Origin of the sequence: Paractinoplanes polyasparticus, from assembly GCF_019710575.1 — a bacterium.
Taxonomy (GTDB): Bacteria; Actinomycetota; Actinomycetes; order Mycobacteriales; family Micromonosporaceae; genus Actinoplanes; species Actinoplanes polyasparticus.
Window position 1 is genome coordinate 24,579 of the sequence record NZ_JAHWFK010000056.1, and the last position, 23,884, is coordinate 48,462.

At 69.6% G+C, this 23,884-nt stretch carries 24 protein-coding genes and 2 pseudogenes; 12 read left to right on the forward strand and 14 right to left on the reverse strand.

Annotated features, from left to right (window positions below):
- Positions 1-28: 28 nt before the first annotated feature.
- Both KXC43_RS42055 and KXC43_RS42060 read right to left on the reverse strand, forming a co-directional pair.
- Positions 29-1,657 (reverse strand): methyl-accepting chemotaxis protein, encoded by a 1,629-nt coding sequence (locus KXC43_RS42055; RefSeq protein ID WP_221381865.1) that lies wholly within the window; start codon positions 1,655-1,657, stop codon positions 29-31.
- Between the two features lie 241 nt (positions 1,658-1,898).
- A pseudogene (locus KXC43_RS42060) lies at positions 1,899-2,468 on the reverse strand (NAD(P)-dependent oxidoreductase); the annotation flags it as partial.
- Between the two features lie 29 nt (positions 2,469-2,497).
- On the opposite strand from KXC43_RS42060, the gene KXC43_RS42065 reads away from it, so the two are divergent.
- Together KXC43_RS42065 and KXC43_RS53385 are read left to right on the forward strand one after the other, a co-directional pair.
- Entirely contained in the window at positions 2,498-2,656 is a 159-nt protein-coding gene (locus tag KXC43_RS42065; RefSeq protein ID WP_221381866.1) for a hypothetical protein, read from the forward strand.
- Positions 2,657-2,664: 8 nt separating this feature from the next.
- A pseudogene (locus KXC43_RS53385) lies at positions 2,665-2,928 on the forward strand (helix-turn-helix domain-containing protein); the annotation flags it as partial.
- Between the two features lie 182 nt (positions 2,929-3,110).
- On the opposite strand, the gene KXC43_RS42070 reads toward KXC43_RS53385, so the two are convergent.
- The 3 genes from KXC43_RS42070 to KXC43_RS42080 are packed head-to-tail and all read right to left on the reverse strand — an operon-like array spanning position 3,111 to position 7,465.
- A complete protein-coding gene (locus tag KXC43_RS42070; protein WP_221381867.1) occupies positions 3,111-4,160 on the reverse strand; it encodes an amidohydrolase family protein in 1,050 nt (349 codons plus the stop codon).
- Positions 4,161-4,214: 54 nt separating this feature from the next.
- Positions 4,215-5,558: a DUF4832 domain-containing protein gene (locus KXC43_RS42075; RefSeq protein WP_221381868.1), complete on the reverse strand. Its 1,344-nt coding sequence runs from the start codon at positions 5,556-5,558 to the stop codon at positions 4,215-4,217.
- 11 nt (positions 5,559-5,569) lie between these two features.
- Positions 5,570-7,465 (reverse strand): DUF4832 domain-containing protein, encoded by a 1,896-nt coding sequence (locus KXC43_RS42080; protein WP_221381869.1) that lies wholly within the window; start codon positions 7,463-7,465, stop codon positions 5,570-5,572.
- A gap of 131 nt (positions 7,466-7,596) precedes the next feature.
- Here KXC43_RS42080 and KXC43_RS42085 point away from each other — a divergent pair, with 131 nt between their 5' ends.
- Genes KXC43_RS42085 through KXC43_RS42105 form a run of 5 tightly spaced genes read left to right on the forward strand, consistent with a single transcriptional unit; the run spans position 7,597 to position 13,506 of the window.
- Positions 7,597-8,478 carry a carbohydrate ABC transporter permease gene (locus KXC43_RS42085; RefSeq protein ID WP_221381870.1) on the forward strand — a complete coding sequence of 294 codons (882 nt, stop codon included), beginning with the start codon at positions 7,597-7,599 and terminating at the stop codon, positions 8,476-8,478.
- 11 nt (positions 8,479-8,489) lie between these two features.
- Complete coding sequence (locus KXC43_RS42090) at positions 8,490-9,353, forward strand: carbohydrate ABC transporter permease (RefSeq protein ID WP_308129511.1); 864 nt, start codon at positions 8,490-8,492, stop codon at positions 9,351-9,353.
- A 31-nt stretch (positions 9,354-9,384) separates the two neighbouring features.
- Positions 9,385-10,734, forward strand: coding sequence for an ABC transporter substrate-binding protein (locus tag KXC43_RS42095; protein ID WP_221381871.1), 1,350 nt, complete (start codon positions 9,385-9,387; stop codon positions 10,732-10,734).
- Between the two features lie 58 nt (positions 10,735-10,792).
- Entirely contained in the window at positions 10,793-12,289 is a 1,497-nt protein-coding gene (locus KXC43_RS42100) for a glycoside hydrolase family 36 protein (RefSeq protein ID WP_221381872.1), read from the forward strand.
- Between the two features lie 50 nt (positions 12,290-12,339).
- The gene (locus tag KXC43_RS42105) at positions 12,340-13,506 is read left to right on the forward strand and encodes an ROK family transcriptional regulator (protein ID WP_221381873.1); all 1,167 of its coding nucleotides are present in this window, start codon (positions 12,340-12,342) and stop codon (positions 13,504-13,506) included.
- A gap of 68 nt (positions 13,507-13,574) precedes the next feature.
- Here KXC43_RS42105 and KXC43_RS42110 read toward each other — a convergent pair whose 3' ends face one another.
- Positions 13,575-15,296: a DUF1996 domain-containing protein gene (locus tag KXC43_RS42110; RefSeq protein ID WP_221381874.1), complete on the reverse strand. Its 1,722-nt coding sequence runs from the start codon at positions 15,294-15,296 to the stop codon at positions 13,575-13,577.
- A gap of 244 nt (positions 15,297-15,540) precedes the next feature.
- On the reverse strand, positions 15,541-16,812 hold the full coding sequence (locus KXC43_RS42115) for a lactonase family protein (protein WP_221381875.1): 1,272 nt from the start codon (positions 16,810-16,812) through the stop codon (positions 15,541-15,543).
- A gap of 255 nt (positions 16,813-17,067) precedes the next feature.
- Here KXC43_RS42115 and KXC43_RS42120 point away from each other — a divergent pair, with 255 nt between their 5' ends.
- Positions 17,068-17,433, forward strand: a complete 366-nt coding sequence (locus KXC43_RS42120; RefSeq protein ID WP_221381876.1) for a TetR family transcriptional regulator C-terminal domain-containing protein — start codon at positions 17,068-17,070, stop codon at positions 17,431-17,433.
- A gap of 31 nt (positions 17,434-17,464) precedes the next feature.
- Here the strand turns inward: KXC43_RS42120 and KXC43_RS42125 are convergent, their stop codons facing one another.
- Positions 17,465-17,953, reverse strand: a complete 489-nt coding sequence (locus tag KXC43_RS42125; protein ID WP_255645755.1) for a MarR family transcriptional regulator — start codon at positions 17,951-17,953, stop codon at positions 17,465-17,467.
- A gap of 8 nt (positions 17,954-17,961) precedes the next feature.
- The gene (locus tag KXC43_RS42130; protein ID WP_221381878.1) at positions 17,962-19,209 is read right to left on the reverse strand and encodes an FAD-dependent oxidoreductase; all 1,248 of its coding nucleotides are present in this window, start codon (positions 19,207-19,209) and stop codon (positions 17,962-17,964) included.
- Positions 19,210-19,294: 85 nt separating this feature from the next.
- Between KXC43_RS42130 and KXC43_RS42135 the strand changes: the two genes are divergently transcribed.
- Positions 19,295-19,495, forward strand: coding sequence for a nucleoside triphosphate pyrophosphohydrolase family protein (locus KXC43_RS42135; RefSeq protein ID WP_255645756.1), 201 nt, complete (start codon positions 19,295-19,297; stop codon positions 19,493-19,495).
- On the opposite strand, the gene KXC43_RS42140 is transcribed toward KXC43_RS42135, so the two are convergent.
- A complete protein-coding gene (locus tag KXC43_RS42140; RefSeq protein WP_255645757.1) occupies positions 19,478-19,750 on the reverse strand; it encodes an Atu4866 domain-containing protein in 273 nt (90 codons plus the stop codon). The two genes, KXC43_RS42135 and KXC43_RS42140, sit on opposite strands and share 18 nt — an antisense overlap.
- Position 19,751: 1 nt before the next feature.
- Complete coding sequence (locus KXC43_RS42145; RefSeq protein WP_221381880.1) at positions 19,752-20,474, reverse strand: SDR family oxidoreductase; 723 nt, start codon at positions 20,472-20,474, stop codon at positions 19,752-19,754.
- Between the two features lie 67 nt (positions 20,475-20,541).
- Here KXC43_RS42145 and KXC43_RS42150 point away from each other — a divergent pair, with 67 nt between their 5' ends.
- The 3 genes from KXC43_RS42150 to KXC43_RS42160 all read left to right on the forward strand — a co-directional run bounded on the left by KXC43_RS42150 (position 20,542) and on the right by KXC43_RS42160 (position 22,617).
- The gene (locus KXC43_RS42150; RefSeq protein ID WP_221381881.1) at positions 20,542-21,435 is read left to right on the forward strand and encodes a helix-turn-helix transcriptional regulator; all 894 of its coding nucleotides are present in this window, start codon (positions 20,542-20,544) and stop codon (positions 21,433-21,435) included.
- 50 nt (positions 21,436-21,485) lie between these two features.
- Complete coding sequence (locus tag KXC43_RS42155; protein ID WP_221381882.1) at positions 21,486-22,205, forward strand: DUF8817 family protein; 720 nt, start codon at positions 21,486-21,488, stop codon at positions 22,203-22,205.
- A 136-nt stretch (positions 22,206-22,341) separates the two neighbouring features.
- A complete protein-coding gene (locus KXC43_RS42160) occupies positions 22,342-22,617 on the forward strand; it encodes a hypothetical protein (protein WP_221381883.1) in 276 nt (91 codons plus the stop codon).
- 1 nt (position 22,618) lies between these two features.
- Here KXC43_RS42160 and KXC43_RS42165 read toward each other — a convergent pair whose 3' ends face one another.
- From KXC43_RS42165 to KXC43_RS42175, 3 genes are read right to left on the reverse strand one after another with little or no spacing between them, the layout of a single operon-like run.
- Entirely contained in the window at positions 22,619-23,056 is a 438-nt protein-coding gene (locus KXC43_RS42165) for an SRPBCC family protein (RefSeq protein WP_221381884.1), read from the reverse strand.
- On the reverse strand, positions 23,049-23,393 hold the full coding sequence (locus KXC43_RS42170) for an ArsR/SmtB family transcription factor (protein WP_221381885.1): 345 nt from the start codon (positions 23,391-23,393) through the stop codon (positions 23,049-23,051). Before KXC43_RS42170 ends, KXC43_RS42165 begins: the two co-directional genes overlap by 8 nt.
- Positions 23,390-23,815 carry an SRPBCC family protein gene (locus KXC43_RS42175; protein WP_221381886.1) on the reverse strand — a complete coding sequence of 142 codons (426 nt, stop codon included), beginning with the start codon at positions 23,813-23,815 and terminating at the stop codon, positions 23,390-23,392. The genes KXC43_RS42170 and KXC43_RS42175 overlap by 4 nt, the downstream gene beginning before the upstream one ends.
- Positions 23,816-23,884 lie beyond the last annotated feature (69 nt).

Consider the following 23,884-nt stretch of genomic DNA (forward strand, 5'->3'; position numbering starts at 1 on the left):
CATGTGCGGAGCTGCAGGGCGCAGAGCGTCAGTACGTGAAGCGGGACAGGCTGCCCTGCAGTGCGCTTGCAACGCGGGCGAGGTCGTCCGAGGTCTGTGCGGTGTTGGCGGCCGCATTGGTGGTTTCCGATGCGGCGGCGGCGACCGCGGCGATGCTTTCGCTGATCTGGGACGCGCCGGTCGCAACCTCGTTGACGTTGCGGCTCATCTCGCTGGTGGTCGCGGTCTGTTCCTCGACGGCGGCAGCGATGGACGACTGGGTCACGTTGATCTGCTCGATGATCTGGCTGATGTCCTCGATGGCCACGACTGCCGCCTCGGAGTCGTCCTGGATCGCCGCGACCCGGGTGGAGATGTCCTCGGTGGCGCGGGCGGTCTGCTGTGCGAGCTCCTTGACCTCACCGGCGACGACCGCGAAGCCCTTGCCGAGCTCACCGGCCCGGGCCGCCTCGATGGTGGCGTTGAGGGCCAGCAGGTTCGTCTGCTCCGCAATCGAGGTGATCAGCTTGACCACCTCGCCGATCTCGTTGGACGAGGCGCCCAGCTTGTTGAGGATCTCGCCGGCCCTCGCCGAAGCCGTCACCGCTCCCGCGGCAACGCCGGCGGCGCTGGTGGTCGACCGGGCGATCTCGCTGATGGACGCTCCGATCTCGTCCGACCCGGCCGCGATCGTGCTGATGTTCACGCTGATCTGTTCCGTTGCCGAGGACGCCGTGTGGGCTTGCGCCGATGACCGCTCGGCCGACTCGTTGACCAGCGCCGCGACAGCTGCGAGTTCCTCGGACGACGAGGCGAGCGTGTCCACGTTGCCGCCGATGTCGCGCATGGCGCCGCTGATGCGGTCCAGCGCTGTGTTCAACGCTCCGCCCATCCGCCCGACTTCGTCGGTGGTGTCCACCGGTAGCCGGCCGAGGAGCTCCCCCTCGGCGACCCGTTCCAGGACCGTCACCGCACGGCCGAGTGGCCGGGCCACCGCCCGGCTGATGACGACCACGATGATCGCCGACAGGATGGCCGCGGCCACGACGATGACGATGATGGTCGTGGTGGCCCGGGCGGCTGCTGTATCGGACTCGCTTTGCGTCTTGACTGCGAAGTCGTCCTCCGACTGGATCAGGTCCGCCAGGGCCTTGTCTACGGTATTGAGGAAGGGCTGCGCTTCCGCGCCGCGCACCGCGACGAACCGGGCCACGTTATTCGCGAGCGCGAGGGGTACAAGCTTCTCGTCGCGCACCTTCCGGTAGCCGGCCAGACCTTGCTCGAGCGCGGCGATCTGACTTTCGCGGCCTTCCACACCGGTCGCCTTGTAGTCGGCGAGATTCTTGTCGACCTGACTGTCCAGCGTCCGCATCTTTTCCTGGGTCGCATCCATGCCGGCCTGGTCGGCAATGATCAGCAGATTCACCAGCTGGAACCGGATCTGAGCGACTGCGGTACCGGTCGCGCCGATGTACTCGATGGCCTTCAGGTTGGAGGTGTACATGCCCTTCATCCGGTCGTTGGCCGCCTGCACCTGCAGGACACCGATGACACCGATGACAACAGCCAGCGCGCACACGATCGCGAAACTGAAGACCAACTTGCCGGCCACCCGAAGGTTCCTCAGCTGGGCCAGCGGGCCTCGGGCCCGTGACGCCGCGGCAACATCGACCACCATGATCAGCTCTCCGTCAGTCGCGCCCCGGGACGGTACTCCTGAGGCCCTTCGGAACGTATAACAGCGGCATGCACGGAAAGGGCGAAAACGTGAACCTCGTAGGCGGATCCGACGAGAAGTAGCGTGCGTCATGCATCGGTGAGAAATCGCCCCGAAGGTTGACGTCAAGCGTGCGTGTTACCCGTGGGAATTTGAGGCTCCTGCATTCGCATGAGCCGATTCCGGCACCCGGCGCAACTCCTCACTGGACAGGATCGAACATGGGCGCCACAGAAGGATTGGACCGTTGGTGCCGGCGGCTTCGTTCACGAGGTGATGACCACTGCTCGGCGCGGGTAGCCTTTTCACGGAGCTCGGTGAGCATGAATGCCGCGAGGTCGGCGCGGGACACCTTGGCGGTGAGGGAAAGCCGGAGGTCGGTTCCGGTGCGGTAGTCGCCGGTGCGGGAACCGTTGGTGAGGACGGGGGCGCGGATCACGGTCCACTCGGCGTCACTGTCGCGGACGAGGGATTCCATCTGTTCCTTGTCCCGGAGCACAGCCCGCTCGAGCAGCCACGATGCGGCGACATAGGCGGTGCGGCGCCGGCTGTCGGCGACACCGTAGTTGCTCAGGATGATCAGGCGATGGGGGCCGTTGCCGGCTGCGGCCGAGAGCACCGTACGGATGCCTTCGGCACAGATGTGAGGGCCTCGTCGTTGCCTGCCCAAGGTGCTGATGATCGCGTCGGCGCCGTCGAGTGTCCGGGCCACCGCAGCGGGATCGCGCACGTCGCCGCCGACAACATGAAGCTGCGGACGCGGATTGATCCGGGCCGGGTCGCGGTGAGCGCATTGACCTCATGGCCGTGTCGCAGCGCGTCCACGAGCAGTGGGAATCCGAGACCCACTTGAACGCACACCTGGCCGGCATCGCGATGTCCGCGCCGCCGATGCCGGAAGTGCGCAGCGTGGAGCTCGTCCGGTACCAGATCAGCGGGTTCGGCCCGCTCCAAGGCTGAGCGGGGCGCTGTTCCGGTCGTGTGTTTCGACTGCGGACGAAGACACGGCTTACGATCGCAGCGATGTCACCAGACCGAGCGAACACCGACGTGCGCGCCAAGGCAGGCAGGCCCCAGCGCGCCGACGGCCGGCGCAATCAGGCACGAGTCCTCGAGGGGGCTTCGCCGCCTTCGCCGCTCACGGCGCCTCGGTGTCGATCCGTGAGATCGCCCGCCGGGCCGGCGTGAGCACCGGCACCGTCACCCGGCACTACCCCACCAAGGAGTCGCTCTTCCGGGCGGTCGCGCTGCACCGGATCGAACACCTGGTCCGCAGCGCGGAGGACATCGCCGCCCGGGAATCCCCGGCAACAGCCTTTTTCACCTTCTTCGCGTTCCTGGTACGGCAGAGCGCGGCCGATCACGCCGTCGGTGACGCCCTCACCGGCGCCGTCCGATCAGCTGAACGGAGCGCTCATCGCAGCTGCAGGAGGCGATCGGCGTTGGTCGAGTACACCTTGGCCAGCACGTCCGACGGCAGGCCGACCGCCGAGATGTCCCAGCGGCCCTGCGGTGGCACGGGCGCATCGGGGGCGTAGGCGAAGCATTCGTCCTCGGTCTCGAGGAACCGCCAGTAGACCTCGTACGCCGCCCGCGTCGCCGGGAAGGCGTCCGAGCCGAAGAGGACCCGGTCCGGATGGCCGAGGATCAGCCGGCGGGTGGCGCGGGGCTGCCGGCCCAGCTCGGCCAGCCGTCCGCCCAGGTCGATGTGGAAGTTCGCGTGCCGGCGCAGCATGCCGTCCACCCAGGCCAGGTCCTCGGCCGCGCAGCCGGCGTGCGCGCCGATGAACGTGGTGCCCGGCGCACCGGCCACCACCGCCTCCAGGGCCTGCATCAGCCGGTCGAAGCTGGGATGTTCGGGGCCGCCGAACCACCAGTCCGGGTTCTGCGCCAGTTCCTCGAGACGCTCGTTGCGGGCGTCCAGCGGCGCGAAGAAGGCGAGCGGATCCGCGGTGTGGATGAGCACCGGCAACCCGAGCTCGCCCGCGGCCGCGAAGACGTCGGTCAGGCGGCGATCGTCCGGCAGCACCCGCCGGCCGTCCGCGTCGGTGACGCCGAGTCCGAGGTCCTTCCACACCTTGAGGCCGCGAGCGCCGGCATCGCGGGCTCGGCGCAGCGCGGCGATCAGCGTGCCCGTCGGATCGGGCCGGTGCAGGGCTGTCCAGTCCAGGTGGCAGAACGTCGCGAACCGGCCGGGGTGCGCCTGGTCGTACCGGGCGATGTTCGCGTCGAGCTCCGCGCCCCACCGGCCGTCCAGGTTGACGATCGTGCGTATTCCGGCGGAGTCCATGAGATCCAGCAGCGCGCCGACGTCGGGGATCAGCCAGTCGCCGTCGCCGAGCCAGCGGCCGAGGTGGTTGTGGATGTCGACGGCCGCTGTCGACGCCCGGGGAACGCGGGTCTGCGGGCGGCGGATCGACGACACCGGCATGTAGTCGCGCAACCGCACGTCGTCGAGGTTCATGCGCTTCCTTCGGGTCGAGGCGCCCGGCCGGGAGCCGGCCGGGCGCCGGTCGTGCTATCGCTGGGTGATGCTGCCGAGCTTCAACCAGCCGGTACGAGCGTCCTGCGTGGTGTTGGCGAACCGCAACGGGATGCCTCCCCGCATCGGATTGGGCACGCGCAGCACGATGTCGTAGCGGCCGTCGCGCAGCCCACGCGTGCTGATCCGGGTGGACATCTCGGCCGGGTCCGGGCCGGGCTGGATGCCGGCGACGGTCCAGGGCGTCCGCCAGCGCCGGACCACGTGCCCGCGACGATCGACGGCGGCGAGTTCGGCCGGCCAGTCGTAGTAGAACGGTGCTGTCCCCCGGTTGGCGACGCGGATCGACACCCGGTCCGGGCTGACGGCCGCCTGCGTGACCGTCAGCTCGTACCCCAGAGATCTGGACGCCGACAAGGCGCGCTGCAGTTTGTCGCCGGTGAAACCGGTGCCCGTGAAGGCGGCGTGGTTGATCAGCCAGGAGGCGTGGGTCTGGGCGACGGAGGCGGTGAAGTCCTCGTACTGGGGGCAGCTGACCGGCTCGTCCCACAGGCAGGACTGGATCTCCGGGCGCAACTCGCCGCCGACCGGCTCCGCCCGCCACTTCTCCGTGACGCCCTCGTCGATCAGGCGCTGCACGAAGTGCCAGGACTGGTTGGGCAGGGTCTCGAAGGCGAACGAGTCGTCGTGGTAGCCGATGTTCAGGTCGCGGTTCTGCGGGCTCGGGTAACGGGCCAGCAGCCGGGTGGTGTCGAACGCGTCGTCGTAACGGTTGAGGATGCGGGCCTGGACCTCGGTGCTCGCCATCCAGTTCTCCGGCTGGGTCGACCCGTCGTACGGCCAGGTGTGCCACTCGCCCCAGAACCCGATCAGGCCGAGGGTGAGGAAGCCGATGCGCGGATCGCCGTCGTAGCGGCGGCCGAGCGCGGTGATGAAGTTCTCCAGGGCGGTGACCAGTCGCGGGTCGTTCCAGTCGGGGGCGACGCTGACGCCGTTGTTGCCGAAGTCCGGGTACGGCCGGGTGAGCAGGCCGTCGTCGAGCAGGTACTGCGGGATGCCCGTGGGCCGGCCCGGATAGTCGAGATAGACGCGGAACGCGCTCTGGTGGCCGCGGCCGGCGATGGCGTCCAGCTGTTGCTCGACCGGCTTCCAGTCGAACGTGTCCGGCCCGGTCATGATGTCGCGCAGCGGAAGATAGAACCATTCCATGCTGTGCGGGAAGGTGTCGAAGTCGCCGGCGAACGGCAGGAAACCCTTGAGCGGGTTGTCGGCCGGCGCGGTGGCATAGGCCAGCGGTTTCCAGGAGGCGGCGGGCTTGGCCACGGCCGGTGTGCCCATGGCCAGGATGAGGGCGAGGGCCAGGACGAGTGCTCTGCGCATGGTGGCGTTCCTCAGCTGACGGTGATGCGGTCGAAGTCGGGCGCCCAGCCGCCGGGGTTGGCGACAGTGATCGTGGTGGCGCCGGCGGGCAGGGTGAGCGTGACGGCGGTGGTGCCGACGGTGTCCCAGCTGCCGGTGGACGGGAACGTGACGCTCTGCCCGTTGACGACGGCGGTGCGGGTCTCGGCGGTCAGGTAGTGGAAGGTGACGGTTCGGGGCCCGCCGCCGGTCACTCCGGTGAAGGTGAGGGTGGCGCCGTTGCCGACGTAACCGACCTTGGAGCCGCCGGAGCAGGCGGCGCAGGCGGCCACGGCGGCGCCGCCGGTGCGGGTCCCGGCCTCGGCCTCGTGACTGGCCGGGCCGCCCGAGCCGCCGCCGATGGTGACCGCTCCGAGGCCGAGCCAGCCGTCGGCCTGCTGAGTGGTGTTGGCGAAACGCAGCTTCTTCGCGCCGGTGTTGACGGTCTCCAGTGGATTCTGCACCCGCATGACCCACTGGTAGGAGCCGTCGGTCAGCCCGGAGAGGTTGACGCTCTGCTGGAAGTACTGCCGGTGGCCGAAGTCCCGGTTACCGGTGCCCGCGTTCCAGTCCGGGAAGTTGCGGATAGTCAGCGGCTGGACGGTGCGCAGGTCCCACGGGGTGTCGAAGGTGCGTACCACCGTGCCGCTGTTGTTCTTGAGCCCGAGAACGACCTTCCACGGGTAGTAGAAGGGCGCGACCCCGGTGTTGGCGATGCGCACACCGACATTCGTCGTGCCAGTGGCGGTGTCGCGGTAGTAGGCGTTGTCGACGGTGAGGTTGTAGCCCATCAGGCGGACGGCGGCAGCGACGTTGGCGTCGCCGGCCGGGTAGTTGCCGCTCTGTTCGTTGATCATCCAACTCGGGTGCAGCAGCTCGATGCAGGCCCGCAGGTCGTCGACCGCGCCCGCACCGTTCGGCCAGGACTGGAAGGCCGTGGACTGGATCTCGGGACGCAGCTCGCCGCCGATCGAGCTGGTGATCCACTTGTTCTCGACGCCGGCGGCGAGGGTGCGTTGCAGGTGGGAGTACGAGGCGCCGCCCATCGACTGCGGCAGGGTGACGCCCTGCAGCGGTGAGCCCTCGCGGAAGCAGAACGAGTCGTCGTGGTAACCGATGTCGCGGCTGTTCGCGGCGCCGCCGGCGACGTCGGGATAGCGGACCTCGAGCTTGGTGCGGTTGAACGCGGCGTCGTAGGCGGCGATCAGCTGGGCGCCGTTGGCTGCCGTCGGCATGTAGTCGGGGCGGCCGTCGGCGGTGTCGCTGTCGTACGGCCAGGTGTGCCACTCCCCCCAGAGCCCCACCAGGCCGAGGTGGATGAAGCCGAGCCGGGGATCGCCGTCGTAGCGGGCGCCGAACGCGGTGATGAAGTTGCGCAGCGCCGTGATCGCGAACGGGCTGTCGTAGTCGGGGTGGGTGACGTTCCAGTACGAGTCCGAGCGGTTGGCGACGTTGCCGTTGAAGCAGGGCGGGATGGCGTTGGCCGGGTGGCTGCCGGTGCCGCCGGGATAGGTCAGGTAGATGCGGATCGCCGCCTGGTTCCCGTTGGCGGCGGTCTCGGCCAGCATCGCGTCGAGGATCGACCAGTTGTAGCTGCCGCAGGTCGACGCGCTGGTCATGATCTCCGAGAGGCCGAAGTAACCCCAGGTCAGCGAGTGCGGGTAGCCGACGTTCTGGTTGCTGCCCGGGTTGTAGAACTTCGCCCAGCCCTTGAGCGGGTTGTCCAGCGGCCCGGGGGCCGCGGTCAGCGGATGGGCGGTCAGCGCGGGGTCGGGAGTGGACGGTGCCGGTGGACGCGGGGGCGGTCCGGCCGGGGCGGCCTGGACCGCGGTGACGGGGGTGAGAGCGAGGAGGGCGCCGAGGACGGCGGCGCCGATCGATCTTCTCATTGTCGGTCTCCGTGGGTCGTTTGTTGCCCGGGGATTACGAAGAGGTATTGACAAAATATCGAAGGTCTACATCATTATTCGACATCGGGGCTGCTGGCAAGAGCCACCCGGAGACGAATCAAGAGGCGAGGATGAGCTCGACGAAACAGCGCGACGACCGTCGCGCGGCGTGGTGGTTCCTGGCGCCGGTGCTGACCGGGTTCGCCGTCTTCTACGGCTACCCGGCGATCCGCGGCGCCTGGTACTCGGTCACCGACTACACCATGCTCAGCACACCCGCGTTCGTGGGTGCGGACAACTACGACAAGCTGGTGCACGACAGCCAGTTCTGGCGATCGCTGCTGGTCACGATCTGGTACGTGGTCCTCAACATCGGCTCGCAGACCGTCCTGGCCCTGCTCGTGGCGGCGCTCATGCACCGGCTGACCCGATCGGTGCTGCTCCGGGCCACGTTGCTGCTGCCCTGGCTCGTCCCCAACGTGACCGTCGGCCTGCTCTGGATGTGGCTGCTCGACACCAATCTCGGGTTCGTCAACCATCTGCTCACCTCGCTCGGCGTGGGACCGGTCGGGTTCCTCACCGACGCCACCCTGGCGATGCCGTCGATCGCCGCGATCAACACCTGGGCCTACACCGGCTACACGGCGCTGCTGCTCTACGCCGGCATGCTGCAGATCCCGCAGTACCTCTACGAGGGTGCCTCGATCGACGGCGCCGGCGAGTGGCGGATGTTCCGGTCCATCACGCTGCCCCTGCTGCGCCCGATCCTGGCGCTGGTGCTGGTGGTCTCGCTGATCGGCTCGTTCCAGATCTTCGACACCATCGCGGTGACCACCCAGGGCGACCCGGCCGGCGCGACCCGGGTCCTCTACTACTTCATCTACCAGCAGGCCTTCTCGTACTTCCAGATGGGCTACGCGTCGGCGGCGGCGGTCTTCCTCGCGCTGATCCTCGGCATCCTCACCGCGGTCCAGCTGCGCCTGCTGCGGGCGTCCACCTCGGACCTGACGTGAGGAGCGTTCCGGTGCGCAGATTCCTCGGCTGGGCCGTGCTGGGCATCATCGTCGTGGCCACGATCTTCCCGTTCTGGTGGATGATCCGCACGGCGCTGACCCCGGCCGGCGACCTGCTGACCGACAACGCCGGCCTGCTGCCCCGCGAGCCGACACTGATCAACTTCGAGCGGGTGCTCGGCCTGACCAGCGAGGCCGAGGCGCGCGCCGCCGGTGGCTCGGGCGCGCACATCGATTTCGCCCGCTACATCCTCAACTCGATCATCTACTGCACGCTGATCGCGGCGTTCCAGACGCTGTTCTGCGCGATGGCCGGGTACGCGTTCGCCCGGCTGCGCTTCCCCGGGCGCGACCTGATGTTCGCGATCATCATCAGCGCCCTGATGGTGCCGCCGATCTTCACGCTGCTACCCAACTTCGTGCTGGTCAAGGATCTCGGCCTGATCAACAAGATGGCCGGCATGGTGGCGCCGACGCTGCTGATGACGCCGTTCGCGGTGTTCTTCCTGCGCCAGTTCTTCCTGTCACTGCCCCGTGACGTCGAGGAGGCCGCGATCCTCGACGGCAACGGCCCCTGGGGCATCTTCTGGCGCATCGCGCTGCCGATGAGCCGCGGCCCGCTGATCACCATCGGCCTCACCACGATCGTCTGGGCCTGGAAGGACTTCCTGTGGCCGCTGCTGGTGGGCCGCGGGGAACAGAACCGTCTGGTCACCGTCGCCCTCGGCGTCTTCCTCCAGCAGTCACCCAACACCCAGCCGGACTGGACCGGCCTGATGGCCGCCTCGACGTTGTCGGTCGTCCCGGTCGCGATCCTGCTCATCTTCATGGGCAAGCGGCTGGTCCAGTCCCTGAACTTCACCGGAAGCAAATAGCCCCGCCCACACCGCAGAAGAGAGAATTGAGATGACCCGCAGAACCCGGGCCGGCGCCGCCCTGCTGTCCATCGCCCTGCTCACCGGTCTGACCGCCTGCTCCTCCGGCGACAGCAGCGGCGACGGGGACGCCGTCACCCTCGACTACTGGCTCTGGGACGACAACCAGAAGGCCGCCTACCAGGCCTGCGCCGACGCCTTCACCGCCGCCAACCCGACCATCAAGATCCAGATCACCCAGTCGGCGTGGGACCAGTACTGGCAGAACCTCACCACCCAGCTCGCCTCCGGCGACGCTCCGGACGTGTGGACCAACCAGGGCTCCTACTACCCGCAGTTCGTCGCCTCCGGGCAGATCCTCGACATCCAGCCCTACGTCGACGCCGACAAGGTCGACGTCAGCCAGTACCAGGCCGGGCTGGCCGACCTGTTCACCAAGGACGGCAAGCGGTACGGCCTGCCGAAGGACTGGGACACCATGGCGCTGGTCTACAACGTGGACCACCTCGGCAAGCAGGGCATCAAGGCCGACGACCTCGCCGACCTCAGCTGGAACCCCACCGACGGCGGCACGTTCGAGCAAATCATCGCCAAGGCCACCCGCGATGCCAACGGCCGCAACGGCCTCGACCCGGCCTTCGACAAGACCAAGGTTCAGGTGTACGGGTATCTGCCGGAGTGGGCGGACGGCTCGCAGGGCCAGAACGGCTGGGGCAACCTGGCCGCGAGCAACGGCTTCACCTACCTCGACAAGAACCCGTGGGGTACGCAGTACAAGTACGACGACCCGGCCCTGGCCGCGACCATCGACTGGTTCAAGTCGCTGATCGCCAAGGGTTACAGCCCGGCGCTCGACAAGAACTCCACCCTCAGCCGGGACACGCTGATGGGCGCCGGCAAGGGGGCCATCAGTTACGCCGGCTCGTGGACGATCAACACCTACCTCGGTGACGACGCGAAGGCGAAGTTCGCGTTCGCTCCGGTCCCGGCCGGTCCGCAGGGCCGCAAGACGGCGATCAACGGGCTCTCCGACGCCATCTGGGCCGGCACCGAGCACAAGGACGCGGCCTGGAAGTGGGTCAAGTTCCTCGGTTCCGCCGACTGCCAGAACATCGTCGGCGACAAGGCCGTGGTCTTCCCGGCCATCAAGTCGGCGAGTGCCAAGGCGCTGGCCGCGCACCAGGCCAAGCAACGGGACGTGCAGGTCTTCGTCGACGAGGCCCAGGCGCCCGGCGGCACCTTCTTCCTGCCCATCACCGAGCACGGCAACGAGGTCAGCCAGGCCGTGCAGGACGCCATCCAGTCGGCGGTGCTGGGCCAGAGCGACTCGGCCACCGCGCTGAAGAAGGCGAACAACCAAGTCAACGCCCTGTTCAAGTAACCACCCTCACCACCCGGCGCGGCGGGCCCGTCCCGCCGCGCCTGCCCGAAGGAGATCCATGGCACTGCTCGTCGAGCTCGCCGGTCGCACTCTCGCCCTCGGCCACGAGGGACCCGGCAGCCCTGAGGCAGCCGACGGTGGCCTGATCCTGCCGCCCGGACGGGTCGCGCTGCTGCACGGACTGGGCGATGCCCTTTTCTACCGGCACGGACAGAACTCCTGGAGCCCGTGCGGCTGGCGCCGGCTCTCCGATCCGCCGCTGCGCATCGCCAACCCGCAGCGCCGGGTCACCGCCGACGACGACGTCTGGGACGACCCGGCCCGCCACCACTCCTCCGCGGTGGCCGCCCTCGACGCCGGCGACGGCAACGTGCTGCTGCTCGGCGCGCTCGGCCTGGGCTCGCCGCGGCTGCAGGCCGACCGGGACACCCTCGCCGGGTGGTACGAGAGCGGAGCGGCGCCGTGGTTCCTGGCGTACGGCCCGGAGGAGGAGGTTTTCGCCGCCTACACCCGGCATTTGGCGCAGCGGTTCGGCCGCCGCGACCGGCGCGCGGGCAACGTCTGGTGCTCCTGGTACGCGTACTACGAGACGATCTCCGAGCAGCAGCTGGCGAAGGATCTCAAGGACCTGACCGGCATACCCTTCGACGTCGCGCAGATCGACGACGGCTGGGAGCAGATGGTCGGCGACTGGCAGCCGAACGCCAAGTTCCCGTCCGGGATGAAGGCCCTGGCCGACCGGATCAGCGACGCCGGACTGGTACCCGGGCTGTGGCTGGCGCCCTTCATCGCGCTGCCCGAGTCGCGGTTCGCCCGGGAGCACCCGGATCTGCTGCTACGCGACGCCGGCGGCGTGCCGGTCATCGCGGGCAACAACTGGGGCACCGGCTACCACGCGCTCGACCTGTCGCGCCCGGCCGCCCTCGAGCACGTCCGCCGACTCATCGCACGGGTCGTCCACGACTGGGGCTTCCGGTATCTGAAGCTCGACTTCATCAACGCCGGCGCCGTACCGGGAGTGCGAGCCGGCGGGACCGAGCGGGAGCAAAGTTATCGCGACGCGCTCACGGTGATCCGCGAAGTCGCCGGCGACGACGTCTATCTGCTGGGCAGCGGGGCCATCCTGCTGCCGTCGCTCGGCATTCTCGACGGCCTGCGCAGCGGCCCCGACGTCGCGCCGATGTGGCAGAACTACGCGAGCGACGACCCGTCCGACGCCATGGCGCGCAACGCCGTGGTGAACACGCTGCACCGGCTGTGGCACCAGCCGCTCACCGAGGTCGACCCGGATGTCGTCTACTTCCGCAGCCGCCTCAACCTGCTCACCGACCAGCAGCTCGCCTGGCTGCGCGACCTCGCCGACATCTGCCGGTTCCGGGCCGTGTCGGACCCGCCCGGCTGGCTGACGCCCACCGAGCTCGACCACATGACCGGCTATCTGCGGACCACACCCGAGATCCGGCGGCTCGGCCGGTACCGGTTCACCGTGGACGGCCGCGAGGCCGACTTCAGCGCGGTGATCTCGCCGTCGGCGCAGGCGTACCCGATCACGTGAGCCGGTCGGTTGCTACTTTGTAAAGCGTCAAGCGTAAAAAGGAAAGAGACGTGACCGAGGTGACGACGACGGGGGCCGATCTGCCCCGGCTGCGCGAGCTGAACTCCCTGAGCATCGTGCGGGCCCTGCGCGACCATCCGCCCTCCACCGTCACCGAATTGTCGCGACGCACCGGCCTGTCCCGGCCGGCTGTCGACGTCATCGCGCAGGGACTCGTCACCGACGGCTGGGCCCGCGTGCTGGAACCAGGCTCCAGCAGCGCCGTCGGACGCCCGGCCCGCCGGTACCAGTTCCGGGCCGGCGCCGGCCACGTGCTCGGCGTCGACGTGGGCGCGCACAAGATACTGGCGCTGCTCGCCGACCTCGACGGCACCATCGTGCACAGCGTCCGCCATGCCGTCGACGCTCAGGCCGGCCCCGCCGAACGGCTCGCCGAACTGGACGCGGTCATCGAGTCCTGCCTGAGCCAGGCCGGCAAGTCCCCCACCGACATCTGGGCCGTCACCGTCGCGGTGACCGGTGCGGTCGACGCCAGCGGGCGAACCAGCTTCTTCACACCTCTGCCGGGCTGGCAGAGCGTCGACCTGACCGCCCACCTGGCCGGCCGATTCTCCTGCCCGATAGTCGTGGAGAACGACTGCAAGCTCGGCGCCCTCGGCGAGCAGTGGCAGGGCGCCGCCACCGACGCCGTCGACATCGTCTATCTGCAGGGCGGCATGCGCACCGGCGCCGGCCTGATCATCGACGGGGTGCTGCGCCGCGGTTTCGGCGGAGCCGCAGGCGAGATCGGCGCCCTCAAACAGGTTCGCTGGCTCGACGCCCCCGCGCACCTGCAGAACTGCCCCGGCGTCCCGGAGACCGTCGGGCCCGACGACGCCGCCGCCTGGGTCTTCAATGCCGCCCGCGACGGCCACAAGGCGGCCCGCGCCGCCGTCAACCGCTACGTCAAGGACCTCGCCGTCGGTGCCGCCGCACTCGTGCTCACGCTCGACCCGCAGGTCGTCGTCTTCGGCGGCGGGTTCTCCCGCTCCGCCGACCTCGTGCTCGATCCGCTGCGCCGCGAACTGGAGCGGCTGTGCCTGCGCATGCCGGACGTCCGCGCCTCGACGCTGGGCGCCGACTCGGTTGCCCTCGGCGCCCTGAAACTGGCGCTCAACGAGGTGGACCAGCGCCTGTTCGGCGGCGGCCTGTCCGCACCGGTCGCGCCGCGCCGCTGATCGGTGGCGGGCTTTCCGCACCGGTCGCGCCGTACCGCCGATCGGCGGCACGGCGGACGCGGTTCCGGTCAGCGGCAGGTCTTGCCCTTGTTGATGCAGGTGGCGATCTTCTGCATGGTCCGGTCCGAGTTGACGTTGATGAAGTCGTTGTGGTCGGAGAACGGGTTGTGGTCTTCCTCGGGGAACGAGTCCAGCGCGAACTGACCCTTGGTCTGCACGTCGCGGGGGATGTCGTACGAGATGGTGATGCGCAGCTGCGGGATGGCCACGAAGCCCTGCTTGCAGGCGCCGGTGGCCGCGTCGGCGAAGGCCAGGTGGTCGCGATGGTTCGTGCTGTCGATGTTCTTGCCGTCCCAGCAGCCGGGGAAGTCCTGCACGCGCTGCACCTGACTGCCGGCCGGGCAGATCGGGTACTTGTCGGCGAGGCGATCGGTGAAGCCGGAGCAGGTCCACGTGGCGCGGGCGTTGGCCGGGCCACGGCTGGTCGGCTTGGCGTCGCCGGTGAGCGCCCGCAGGAACTTCGGCATGGGTACGACCTTGCTGGTGGCGTTGCCGCGGTACTCGATCAGTACCGATGCGGGCCGCACGATACCGCCGGTGTTGTTCGGCAGCTCTAGGTCCGGACCCTGCGGGTCGGGCAGCGCCGCTGGAGCGCTGGGGGCGGCCGCTCCGCCGTCCGAGGGCTGGCCGGTCACCGTGCAGCCGGCCAGCGCCTCGAGTCCCTGCGGGCGGGCGGCGCCACGGGAGATGGCGATGCCGATGCGGTCGAGGACGGCGGTTCGCTTGGCCTTCAGCGGACCGAGGATGGCGTTGTCGACGAAGTTCTTGCCGCCCTGTCCGCGGGTGGTGACCAGGCGCTCGTTGGCCTCGGACAGTTGCCGGTCGAGCTCGGCGAGGTTGCGGTTGACCTCGTCGACGGCTCGGGCGGGCACGCCGGGCAGCTTGTCACGCACGGTCGGACACTGGATCTGCGAGGAGGCGGCCAGGCCGGCCTTCAGGCCGGCGGCGGTGTGCCGCATCCCGGCGTGCATGCCGTCGTAGTTGGTGTCGCATTCCACGAGCGAGACCATGCCGGAGGTACGTCCGCCGCCGGCAGCGGCGATGCCGTCGCTGATGCCCTTGATCAGTTCGGCGCGCTGCTGCCGCAGCTCGGCCAGGACAGCCGAGTTGAGACGGGCATCGACGCGGCCCTTGCCCGCTGCCATCCGCTCGTTGGCTGCGGCGTATCCGCGGTCGAGGGCGGCCAGCCGGCTGTCGACGGCACGCTTCGCCGCCGCCGGTACGGCGGGCAGCCGGTCGCGCACGCTGGGGCACGTCACCCTCGGGGTTGTCGCGGCGAGGGCGCGCTGGGCCTCGGCCCCGGACCGGACGGTCTTGTCGATGCGGACGACGGGCCAGAAGTACGAGGACTTGTCGCCGTTGCGGCAGGTGGTGCCGGAGGCGTCCAGGTCGGCGTTGGACGAGTTCGTGGTGATGGCCAGGTTGCCGATGAAGTCGTGGAGGTGCTCGGCGCCGTTCTTGATGCCAGGCTGCGCTACCGGGTTGTCCGGGCTGAACTTGCCGTTGCCGTTGGTGCCGCAGTCCACGGTGAAGGACCCCTTCGACGCCTGCGCGCCCGGCGTAGGGTTCTTCACGTTGGGCCGGACCTTGTCGATGGCGACGAACTGGTTCAGTTCCGTGGCCGCGTCAGCGGCGCCCTTGCCTCCGCTCGAGACGAAGGTGGCCGTCAGGGCCCCGGATGCGGCGACGACCGCCACGGCCATGGCGATCCGTGCGGTGGGTGTGTGCATTCGCCCTCGTCGGCGTGGTGTGGTTCGCACGCTTCACTCCTTGTGGCTCGTCGGTGCGGGGGTGGCTCCGGTGGAGCCTCGCCACTCGCGGGTACGGGTGGTGCGACGTGGCAGACGGGTTCGAGGTACTGGGGTAAGCGGTTGGTAAGAACTCCCCGCAGCCACCTCAGGGAGACACGGCGAGGCACGCGGCGGACATGCGGGGGGATGAAGCCCGCGCGCGTACCTCGCCTGCTTTGGGGACCTACCAGACGACCAGGCCCTCCATGCCGGATCCGTCGGCGAAGACGGGGAGGCCTGCGTTCTCGGTTTCCACGAGAGTGAGCTCGCCGTTCGGGCCGACCCGGAACCCCTCGATGGTGCCCGCGAGCGTGTTCTGCACGTACAGCAACGCGCCGTCAGCGGTGGCAGCCAGATCGATCGGACCCGCCCCCGGCGCCCGGGCCGGTTCGGCGATCGGATCGTCCACAGTGGCCGCCGCCGCGGCGGCTACCTCCGCGACTGCCTTCGGGCCGCCGGCGGCGGCGATCACGCCGTCCTTGCCGCCGAGGGTGACCTTGCCCCGGCCGTCGACGGTGTAGAGGCTGATGGTGGAGCTGCCCGGATTGGTGCCGTAGAAGAACTTTCCGGCGCGGGCGATCCAGCACAGCACCTGCTGGCCCGACTCCACCGACGGCGTGATGACGTCGAGAGTTCCGTTCCGGCGCAGCCGGTACGAGGTGACCCCGGACTTGGCGGCCTCGGTGACCAGCAGATGGCCGGCCCGGTCGAAGACGAACGAGAACGGCACGTCCCCGGTCGACCTGGTCGTCACCGGCTTGGCGGACAGCCTGCCGTCGGGGGCCACCGCGAAGACCTCGATCGTGTTCCCGCTCTTCGTGGTGACCAGCAGGTGCCGGCCGTCGGGACTGAAGCCCACCTGCGGCGGGGAGTCGGTGAACAGCGGCACGGCGGCGTTGGTGATGCCCAGTTTCCGGGCGGAGCGGGCAATCGGGCGCAGCCCGTCATGGCCCAGCCGGAAGCCGGTCACCTTCGTGGCGCCGCCGGCGTTGAGGACGTACACGGTCCGGCCGGACACGGCGATGCTGACCGGGAAGTCGCCGCCGGAGCTGACCGTGCGCGGGTGGGTGAGCTTGCCGTCTCGTACGCGGAAGGTGGTGACCGAATTGCTGCCGGCGTTCACCGCGATCAGCACGTTGCTCCGGCGGTCGAAGACCAGGGAGTCCTGCGACGCGAGAGGGTCGAACGGGTTGTCCTTCTGGGCGCCGCCACGACCCCCGGTGGGGTACTCCCCCGCCGCCGTCAGCTTGCCGTCCACCGCACGCCGGAAGGCCAGGATCGAGTTGCGTCGCGGGTCGTTCGACTGGACGAAGACCATCCCGCCGCGCTTGACCGCCGCGCCGTTGCTGGTGTGCTCGGCGGCCGGGTTCTCATGCGCTGAGGCGATTCCCGTGGACACGCCACCGGCCGTCAACAGCAGGCCCACGGCCACGGCGATGCCAGTTCTCCTACGCATGTCTGCCCTACCTTCGACGAACGAACAGTGCATTCGTCGTCCGGTACGGCACCGCGGCAGGGAGCAGTTGAACATCGGAGCGGGTCGTAAGGAGTGCGTAAGCTCTTCCGCTCCCGCCCGGCACAGCCTCAGGCGCTCAACCACGCCCCGGCGGCGGCCGCCCGGACCTCCGTACCGTCCCGCATCGCCCTGATCGCTTTTGCTCCTACCCACGCGAGCGTCGTGCCGTAGCGGTAGCCGGGGTAGCGCGCCAGCATGGCGGTGAAGACTCCGCTGACCCGGCTGCGGGCGCACTTCGAACTGCTGGCCGACGCGGTGCGGGAACCCGGCTACCGGCGCGGCTGCCTCTTCGGCAACTTCGCGGCCGAGGCAGCCGACCACAGCGAGTTGATCCGCGGGTATGTGGCCGACGGTTTCGACCAGTGGGCCGCGCTGATCACCTCCGCGATCGCTCAGGCCCAGCGCGAGGGGGCCGCCGCGCCCGGTCTCGACCCCGCGGTTACCGCCCGCTTCGTGCTCAACGCGTGGGAAGGCGCGCTGCTCGGCGCGCGGGCCGCCCACTCGGAGGACTCGTTCGCCGCCTTCTTCACGACCGTCTTCGACGTGCTGCTGAAGCGCTAGACCGTTCACCCCGGCGACCTCCGCGGCCGGCTCAGGCGGAGCGCTGCACGGTGCGACCGCTGCGGAGGCGGTCCAGTTCGGCGAGGTACATCCCCTGCATGCGGTCGTAGTGCCTGACCAGCAGCGCGACTTCCTCGGCGCTGTAGCCCTCGATGAGCCGCCCCGCCCGCTGGGCGAACCGCTCGTACGGTCGCTCCAGCTCGGCGATCCGTTCCGGCCGCAGGGTGACGATCACCCTCCGCCGGTCGGCCGGGTCGCGTTCGGCTGTGACGTAGCCGGCCTGCTGGAGCCGGCGGAGCATGCTGGTCACGGCCCCGGTGGTGAGGTTGGTCCGCTCGGCGACCTGGCCCGCGGTGGCGGATCCGGCGTCCGCCAGGAAGTCCAGGCACTCCAGGTCGCTCACGGTGAGACCGAGGCGGTCCGCGATGGCGTACCGGAACACCATGGCCAGCCGCGAGGTCTCCCGCCCGGCACGCATGAGGTCGGCGATCGCGGGCGTACGGGCCGGCTCGTCGGACATGCCCGCAATCATGCCTCCGGCACGGTGACCCGGTGGAGCCGAGGTAGCACGCGCGTCAGCACCCAGTGCGGCGCCGCCGCGCCCCCGGTGAGGCGGCGCATCAGCCCGGCGGCGGTGTCGACGGCGTGGAAGGCGTAGGGCACCATCTCGTCCTGGTAGCCGGCGATGGCCTCCTCCACGGACATGCCGCCCGCCCGCGCTTCAACAAGCCTCTCGCCGAGCAGGGCGGCGTCGCGAAGCGCGGTGTTGCCGCCGTGAGCGCCGAACGGCGGCATGGCGTGTACGGCATCGCCCATCATCGTCGCCCGGGGCACCGCCCATCGCTGCGGGCGCCGGCCGGTGACGAAGAGGTTGAGTACCGTGGCGTCCAGCTCCGCCGACTCGACCAGCCGCCGGATGAGCGGGTGGAAGTCCGTGCTCATCCGGGCGGCCAGCTCCCGCAGCGCCAGCAGGTTCCCGCGGACGCCGGCGGGCACCTCCTCCCGCCGCAACAGCAGCCCCCACATGACGTAGTCGTCGCCGGTGGGCGCATAGCTGCCCGGGGCCATGCGTGCGAACGCCTCGCGCGGGCTCTCGCCGAACCGCATGGAGGTGAAGAAGAACGCGCGGCCCGGGCTGTCCGCGATGGCCAGAACCCCGCTGGTACGCAACGCGTCCGGGATGATGCTCTCGCCGTTCTGCCGCAGGGGCGACCGGCCGTAGACGCCCGCCATCGGAGTGTTCGCCGGTCCCGCGTCCGGCATGAGCTGCGCGCGCAGGTCCGAGCCGACGCCGTCCGCGCCCACGACCACGGTCGCCGCGACGGCCCCGCCATCGGCGAACCGCAGCCGCAGCCCGGCCGGGCCGCCGTTGTCCACCGCGACGGCGGCCTTGCCGTAGTGGATGCGCCCGTCCAGCCCGCACATCAGGATCGACCGCAGGGTCAGCCGGTCGACCTGGCGGGTCGCGTTCGGCTCGATCTTGAAATTGATGGTGAAGGCGTTCCGCAGCCGGCTGTCGGTGAAGCGCAGGTGCCCGCCGGGCTCGTCGCCGGTGGCCAGCGCCAGGCGGTACAGCGGGCGGGGCAGGCTCTCACGCAGCGCTTCCAGCCCGTACCGGTCGAGGATGATCCGATAGCCCTGCTGCCGGACGAAGGGCCCCGGGTCCCGCTCGTAGACGTGCACGTCGATGCCGGCGCGCATCAGGTACTGGGCCAGGCAGAGGCCGGAGAGGCCCGCGCCGGAGATTGCCACCGAGAAGTCGGTCGATATGCCCATGCGATTATCTTAATGACTAAGATGATTCGAACAAGGCCACCGATGTGCCACCATCCGCCACACCGGGGATCTGGCGCTGGGCTTCGTGGGAGACGTCGGCGATCTGGCCAAACTGGTCATGGCCGTCGACGGGCGCCGGGAGATTCCCGACGCCCGCGCTCGGCTCGGCCATGAACTCGCCGACTGCCTGTGGTCGGTCCTCGTGCTCGCCGACCGTTACGGCGTCGACCTGGCGGTCGAGTTCTCCCGGATGACCGACGGCATCGAGTCAGCGCTGCAGTCCTGAAGCTCGGTGAGCCGGGCTGCCTTCGCGGTAGAAGACGTAGCCGCCGTGGTGCAGGATGTCGCCTTCGAAGTGGCCGTCGGCGGTGAAGCCTGTGTCGTCCCAGTAGTAGATGTCGGCGCCGGTCACCTCGTAGCGGCCGGTGTAGGCGCTGGATCGGCGGCCGCGGGCCTCGTCGTACCGGCCGTTGGGCAGCAGTTCCTGGCGGATGTGGTTGTCGGCGGTCACCCACATGCCGACGTACGGGTTGTCGGGCATCTCAGCCTCGCTGGCGGGTCGGGCGGACGATGATCTCGTTGACATCGACGTCCGGCGGCTGGTTGATGGCGAAACTGATCGCGCGGGCGACGGCGTCCGGTGGGATCGAGTTGCGGCGGTACTCCTTCATCGCGTCGCGGGCGATCGGGTCGCTGATCGTCTCGGCCAGCTCCGACTCGACGACGCCGGGGGTGATCGTGGTGACGCGCAGGCTGGGGTCGGACTCGAGGCGCAGACCCTCGGTGATAGCCCAGGCCGCGAACTTCGTCGCCGAGTACACCGCGGAGGTCGGCACGACCTCGTGCGCGCCGACCGAGGCGACGGTGATCAGGTGGCCGCTGCCCTGACGCTGGAAGACCGGCAGCGCGGCCGCGATGCCGTGCAGCAGGCCGCGCACGTTGACGTCCAGCATGCGGTCCCACTCGTCGACCAGCAGCGCGTCGAGCCTCGACAGGGGCATGAGGCCCGCGTTGTTGATCAGCACGTCGGCCCGGCCGAACTCGGCCACCGCACTGGCGACGAAGGCCGTGACATCGGCCCGATCGGTCACGTCGAGATGTCGTACGCGAATGTTGTTGTTCTGACCGGCCAGCGCGGCGAGGCGGTCGTGGCGGCGGGCGCCCGCGACCACGTGATGCCCCTCGCCGGCCAGGCGCAGCGCGACGGCCTCGCCGATGCCACTGCTCGCACCCGTGACCAGAACGACCTTGGGAGTGGATTCCATGAGATCCACCTTCCGCGTTCCGGACGCGGCCAGGCAGGGTGAGTCACACCCAGGTTAGGTTGGAATCATGGACGGCACCCCTCCGCTCGGCGCTTTCCTGCGGGCCCGGCGCGAGCTGACCAGCCCGGAACAGGCCGGGGTGACCTCGTCGGGCCGGCGCCGCACCCCGGGCCTGCGGCGCGAAGAGGTGGCCCAGTTGTCCGGCGTCAGCACCGACTACTACACCCGGCTGGAGCAGGGCCGCGAGCAGCACCCCTCGGGCCAGGTGCTGGACGCGCTGGCCCGCACCCTGCGGCTCGATCCCGAGGAGACGGCGCACCTGCACCGGCTGGCCCGCGCCGACCGCAGTCGCGTAGACCGCGGCCACGCCGACCGCGGTCGCGTCGACCGGACCGTACGCGAGACCGTCCGGCCCAGCCTGCTGCGCCTGATGCAGGGCTGGCTGCACACGCCCGCTCTGATCGTCAACCGCCGGATGGACGTGCTGGGCGCCAACGCACTCGGGCGCGCCCTGTTCGCCCGGGTGTTCGAGCAGGACGAGCCCAACCTCGTACGGTTCGTCTTCCTCAGCCCCCACGCCCGTTCCTTCTATCCCGAGTGGGAGCAGATCGCGCAGTCGAGTCTGGGCGCGTTGCGCGCCGCGTCCGGCGGGCTCGACGAAACCGGACTGGTCGACGACCTCGCCGCGAGAAGTCGCGAGTTCCGCCGCCTGTGGGCCCGGCACGACGTACGGGGAAAGTCTCACGAGGCGAAGCGGCTGCACCATCACGAGGTCGGCGAGCTGACCCTCACGTACGACTCGCTCACCGTCGACGGCGCGGGCGGCCAGCAGCTCATCGTCTACCAGGCCGAGCCCGGCAGCGCCTCGGCCCAAGCCTTGGCCCTGCTGGGAACCGTGGCCGCCGAGCTGCCAGACGCCAGTGCCCCTCACATCGGCCGATCGGAGGGGACGAGGCGATGATCGGCTATTTCCATGTGCGACGGACCGTCCGCGACGCCTAGGAAGGAGCCATGACCAACGAGGTTGCCGTTCCCCTGCTGCCCTGCCCGTCGATCGACGACGTCATCGCCTTCTACGAGGTTCTCGGCTTCAGCACCACCTACAAGCAGCGCAAACCCTATCCCTGCGCGGGACTGCAACGGGAAGGCCTGCACCTGCAGTTCTTCGAGATCGCCGGGTTCGATCCGGAGCAGTCCTACGGCTCCTGTCTCGTGATCACCCCGGACATCACGGAACTGCACCGGGCTTTCGCGGCCGGCATGCGGGCCGCGTACGGCAAGATCCTGGTGTCCGGAGTGCCGCGGATGACCCGGCCCAGGACTCGAAAGAACGCCGACGGGCTGGGCGGGTTCAGCGTCATCGACCCGGGCGGCAACTGGATCCGCGTCTTCCAGAAGCCCGCCACGGCGCCCACGCCGGCGCCCGCGCCCGCCGGACGACTCGCCAAAGCACTGGCGAACGCCGTCGTGCTGGCCGACTCCAAGGGTGACGCCGGCCAGGCCGTCCGCATTCTCGACAGCGCGTTGGCTCGCCCGCGGGCCGACGACGACCCCGTCACACACCTGGAGGTTCTGGTGTACCGCGCGGAACTGGCGATGGCGCTGAACGACCGGGAAACCGCAACGGAGATGCTGGCCCGCGTCGAGCACATCACGCTGAACGCGGACGAGACCGCGAGGGCGGCACCGAACTTCGAGATCGCCGCCGACCTCGCAGCGGCGCTGCGATGAGTTCGGCGGGGCAGTCGAATGCGGTCGCAGGCATCGCCCTCGGCCCATTAGCCTCATTCGATGATCACGGTGACGCCGGTGCTGGAGCGGTGGTCCACTCACTGCCCGTTCTGGCCGGTCGAGAAGACCGACTTCCATGTCGCGGTTCCCCGATCGAGGGGCGGTGGTCCGGGTGTGGAAGGACGCCGGTCAACTTCCGTCCGGGCCGACCTTCGACCCGGACGAGCCACACATCGACATCCCGCGCGACACCCTGCCGAACCTTCTGGGCGCGGTTCAGCAGGATCTCGCCGGTTTCCTGACCGCCCTGCGTCCTTGGGCACGGGGCATCAGCGCCGGCCGGGCCGACCCGTTCGCCGCGGCCGTGGACCGGCGTCTGCAGATCAGCGGGCCGGCGCAGGGAGACGGCTGACTCAGTGCCAGTCGCTGATCTGCACGTCGTCGGGCGCGGGGGCGCCGCGGCCGGTTTCGACCAGGGACTTCAGGCTCAGCAGGTAGGACGCCCACTTCGTGCTGCAATGGCTCATAAACTCGACGGGCTCGCGCCAGCCCTGGTGTTCGAACAGGACGATCGTGTAGTCGCCGTCCTGGCGCAGCTCGAAGTCGATGGTGGTGCCGATCCATTCCTCGGGGCCGTCGGCCACGCGCCAGCGGACGTGTTCGGCGGGGCGGGTCTCGAGGACCTCCATGTCGAAGCCGCCGACCGGGGGGAAGCGGAACTGGAGTACGCCGCCGGCCTCCTTGGTGTCGGCGGTCCACCACGCGGCCAGGCCGTCCACAGTGGTCAGAACCTCGTAGACCTGGTTCGGGGTCGCGTCCTTGACGCCGATGCGGTGCAGGATGTCAGGCATTGTTGTTCCTTTCGGTCTGGATGGTCTCGGCGATCCGCTTGATGCGGCGCAGGCGGGCGTCCCATTCGGCGCCGACCGCGGCCAGCTGGGTCACCGCGCGTTCGAGTTGGGTGTCGTCGACCTGGTAGCGCTTCTCGCGGCCGGTGGGGGCCGCACGGACGAGGCCGACCCGGTCGAGGACGCCGAGGTGCTTGGCGACTGCCTGCCGGGTGACCGGCAGATGGTGGCTGAGGGTGGTGGCGGTGCCGGGGCCGCCGGCCAGCAGCAGGTCGAGCAGGCGGCGGCGCGTGGGGTCGCCGATCGCCGACCAGAGGTCGTCGTCGACCGCGGTCGTCACGGGCGGACCGTCAGGGTGGCGACGTACGGGGCGACCCGCGGCAGGAAGTAGTCCCAGCCGTTCACGTGGTCCCTGCGCGCTTCCTCGTCGCGGTAGCCGGTCTCGGTCAGCTTGAGCAGTGTGCCGTCGCCCGATGGGACCAGCTCGAAGGTGACGAGCAGCGAGTTCTCGGCCGTCGCGGGCTCGCCGGGCGGCTGCGTCCAGCGGAACGTGAAGGTGCGGGGCGGTCGCACCTCGAGGACGGTGAACGCCTCCACCTTGTCGCCGCCGAAGCTGATCTCGCCGGTGGACCCGGGCACGGGCTCGTAGCGGGCCTCGTCGGGCCACCACCGGCTGACGTGCCGGGGGTCGCTGACGACCTCGAACACCACGGTGGGTGAGGCCTCGATGTAGATCTCGCGCTCGATGGATCCGATCTCCATGCCGCACCTCCAATAGCAACCTTTGGTTGCATCAGACAGTAGCGCGCAGGCCCGGCTAGCGCAACCAAA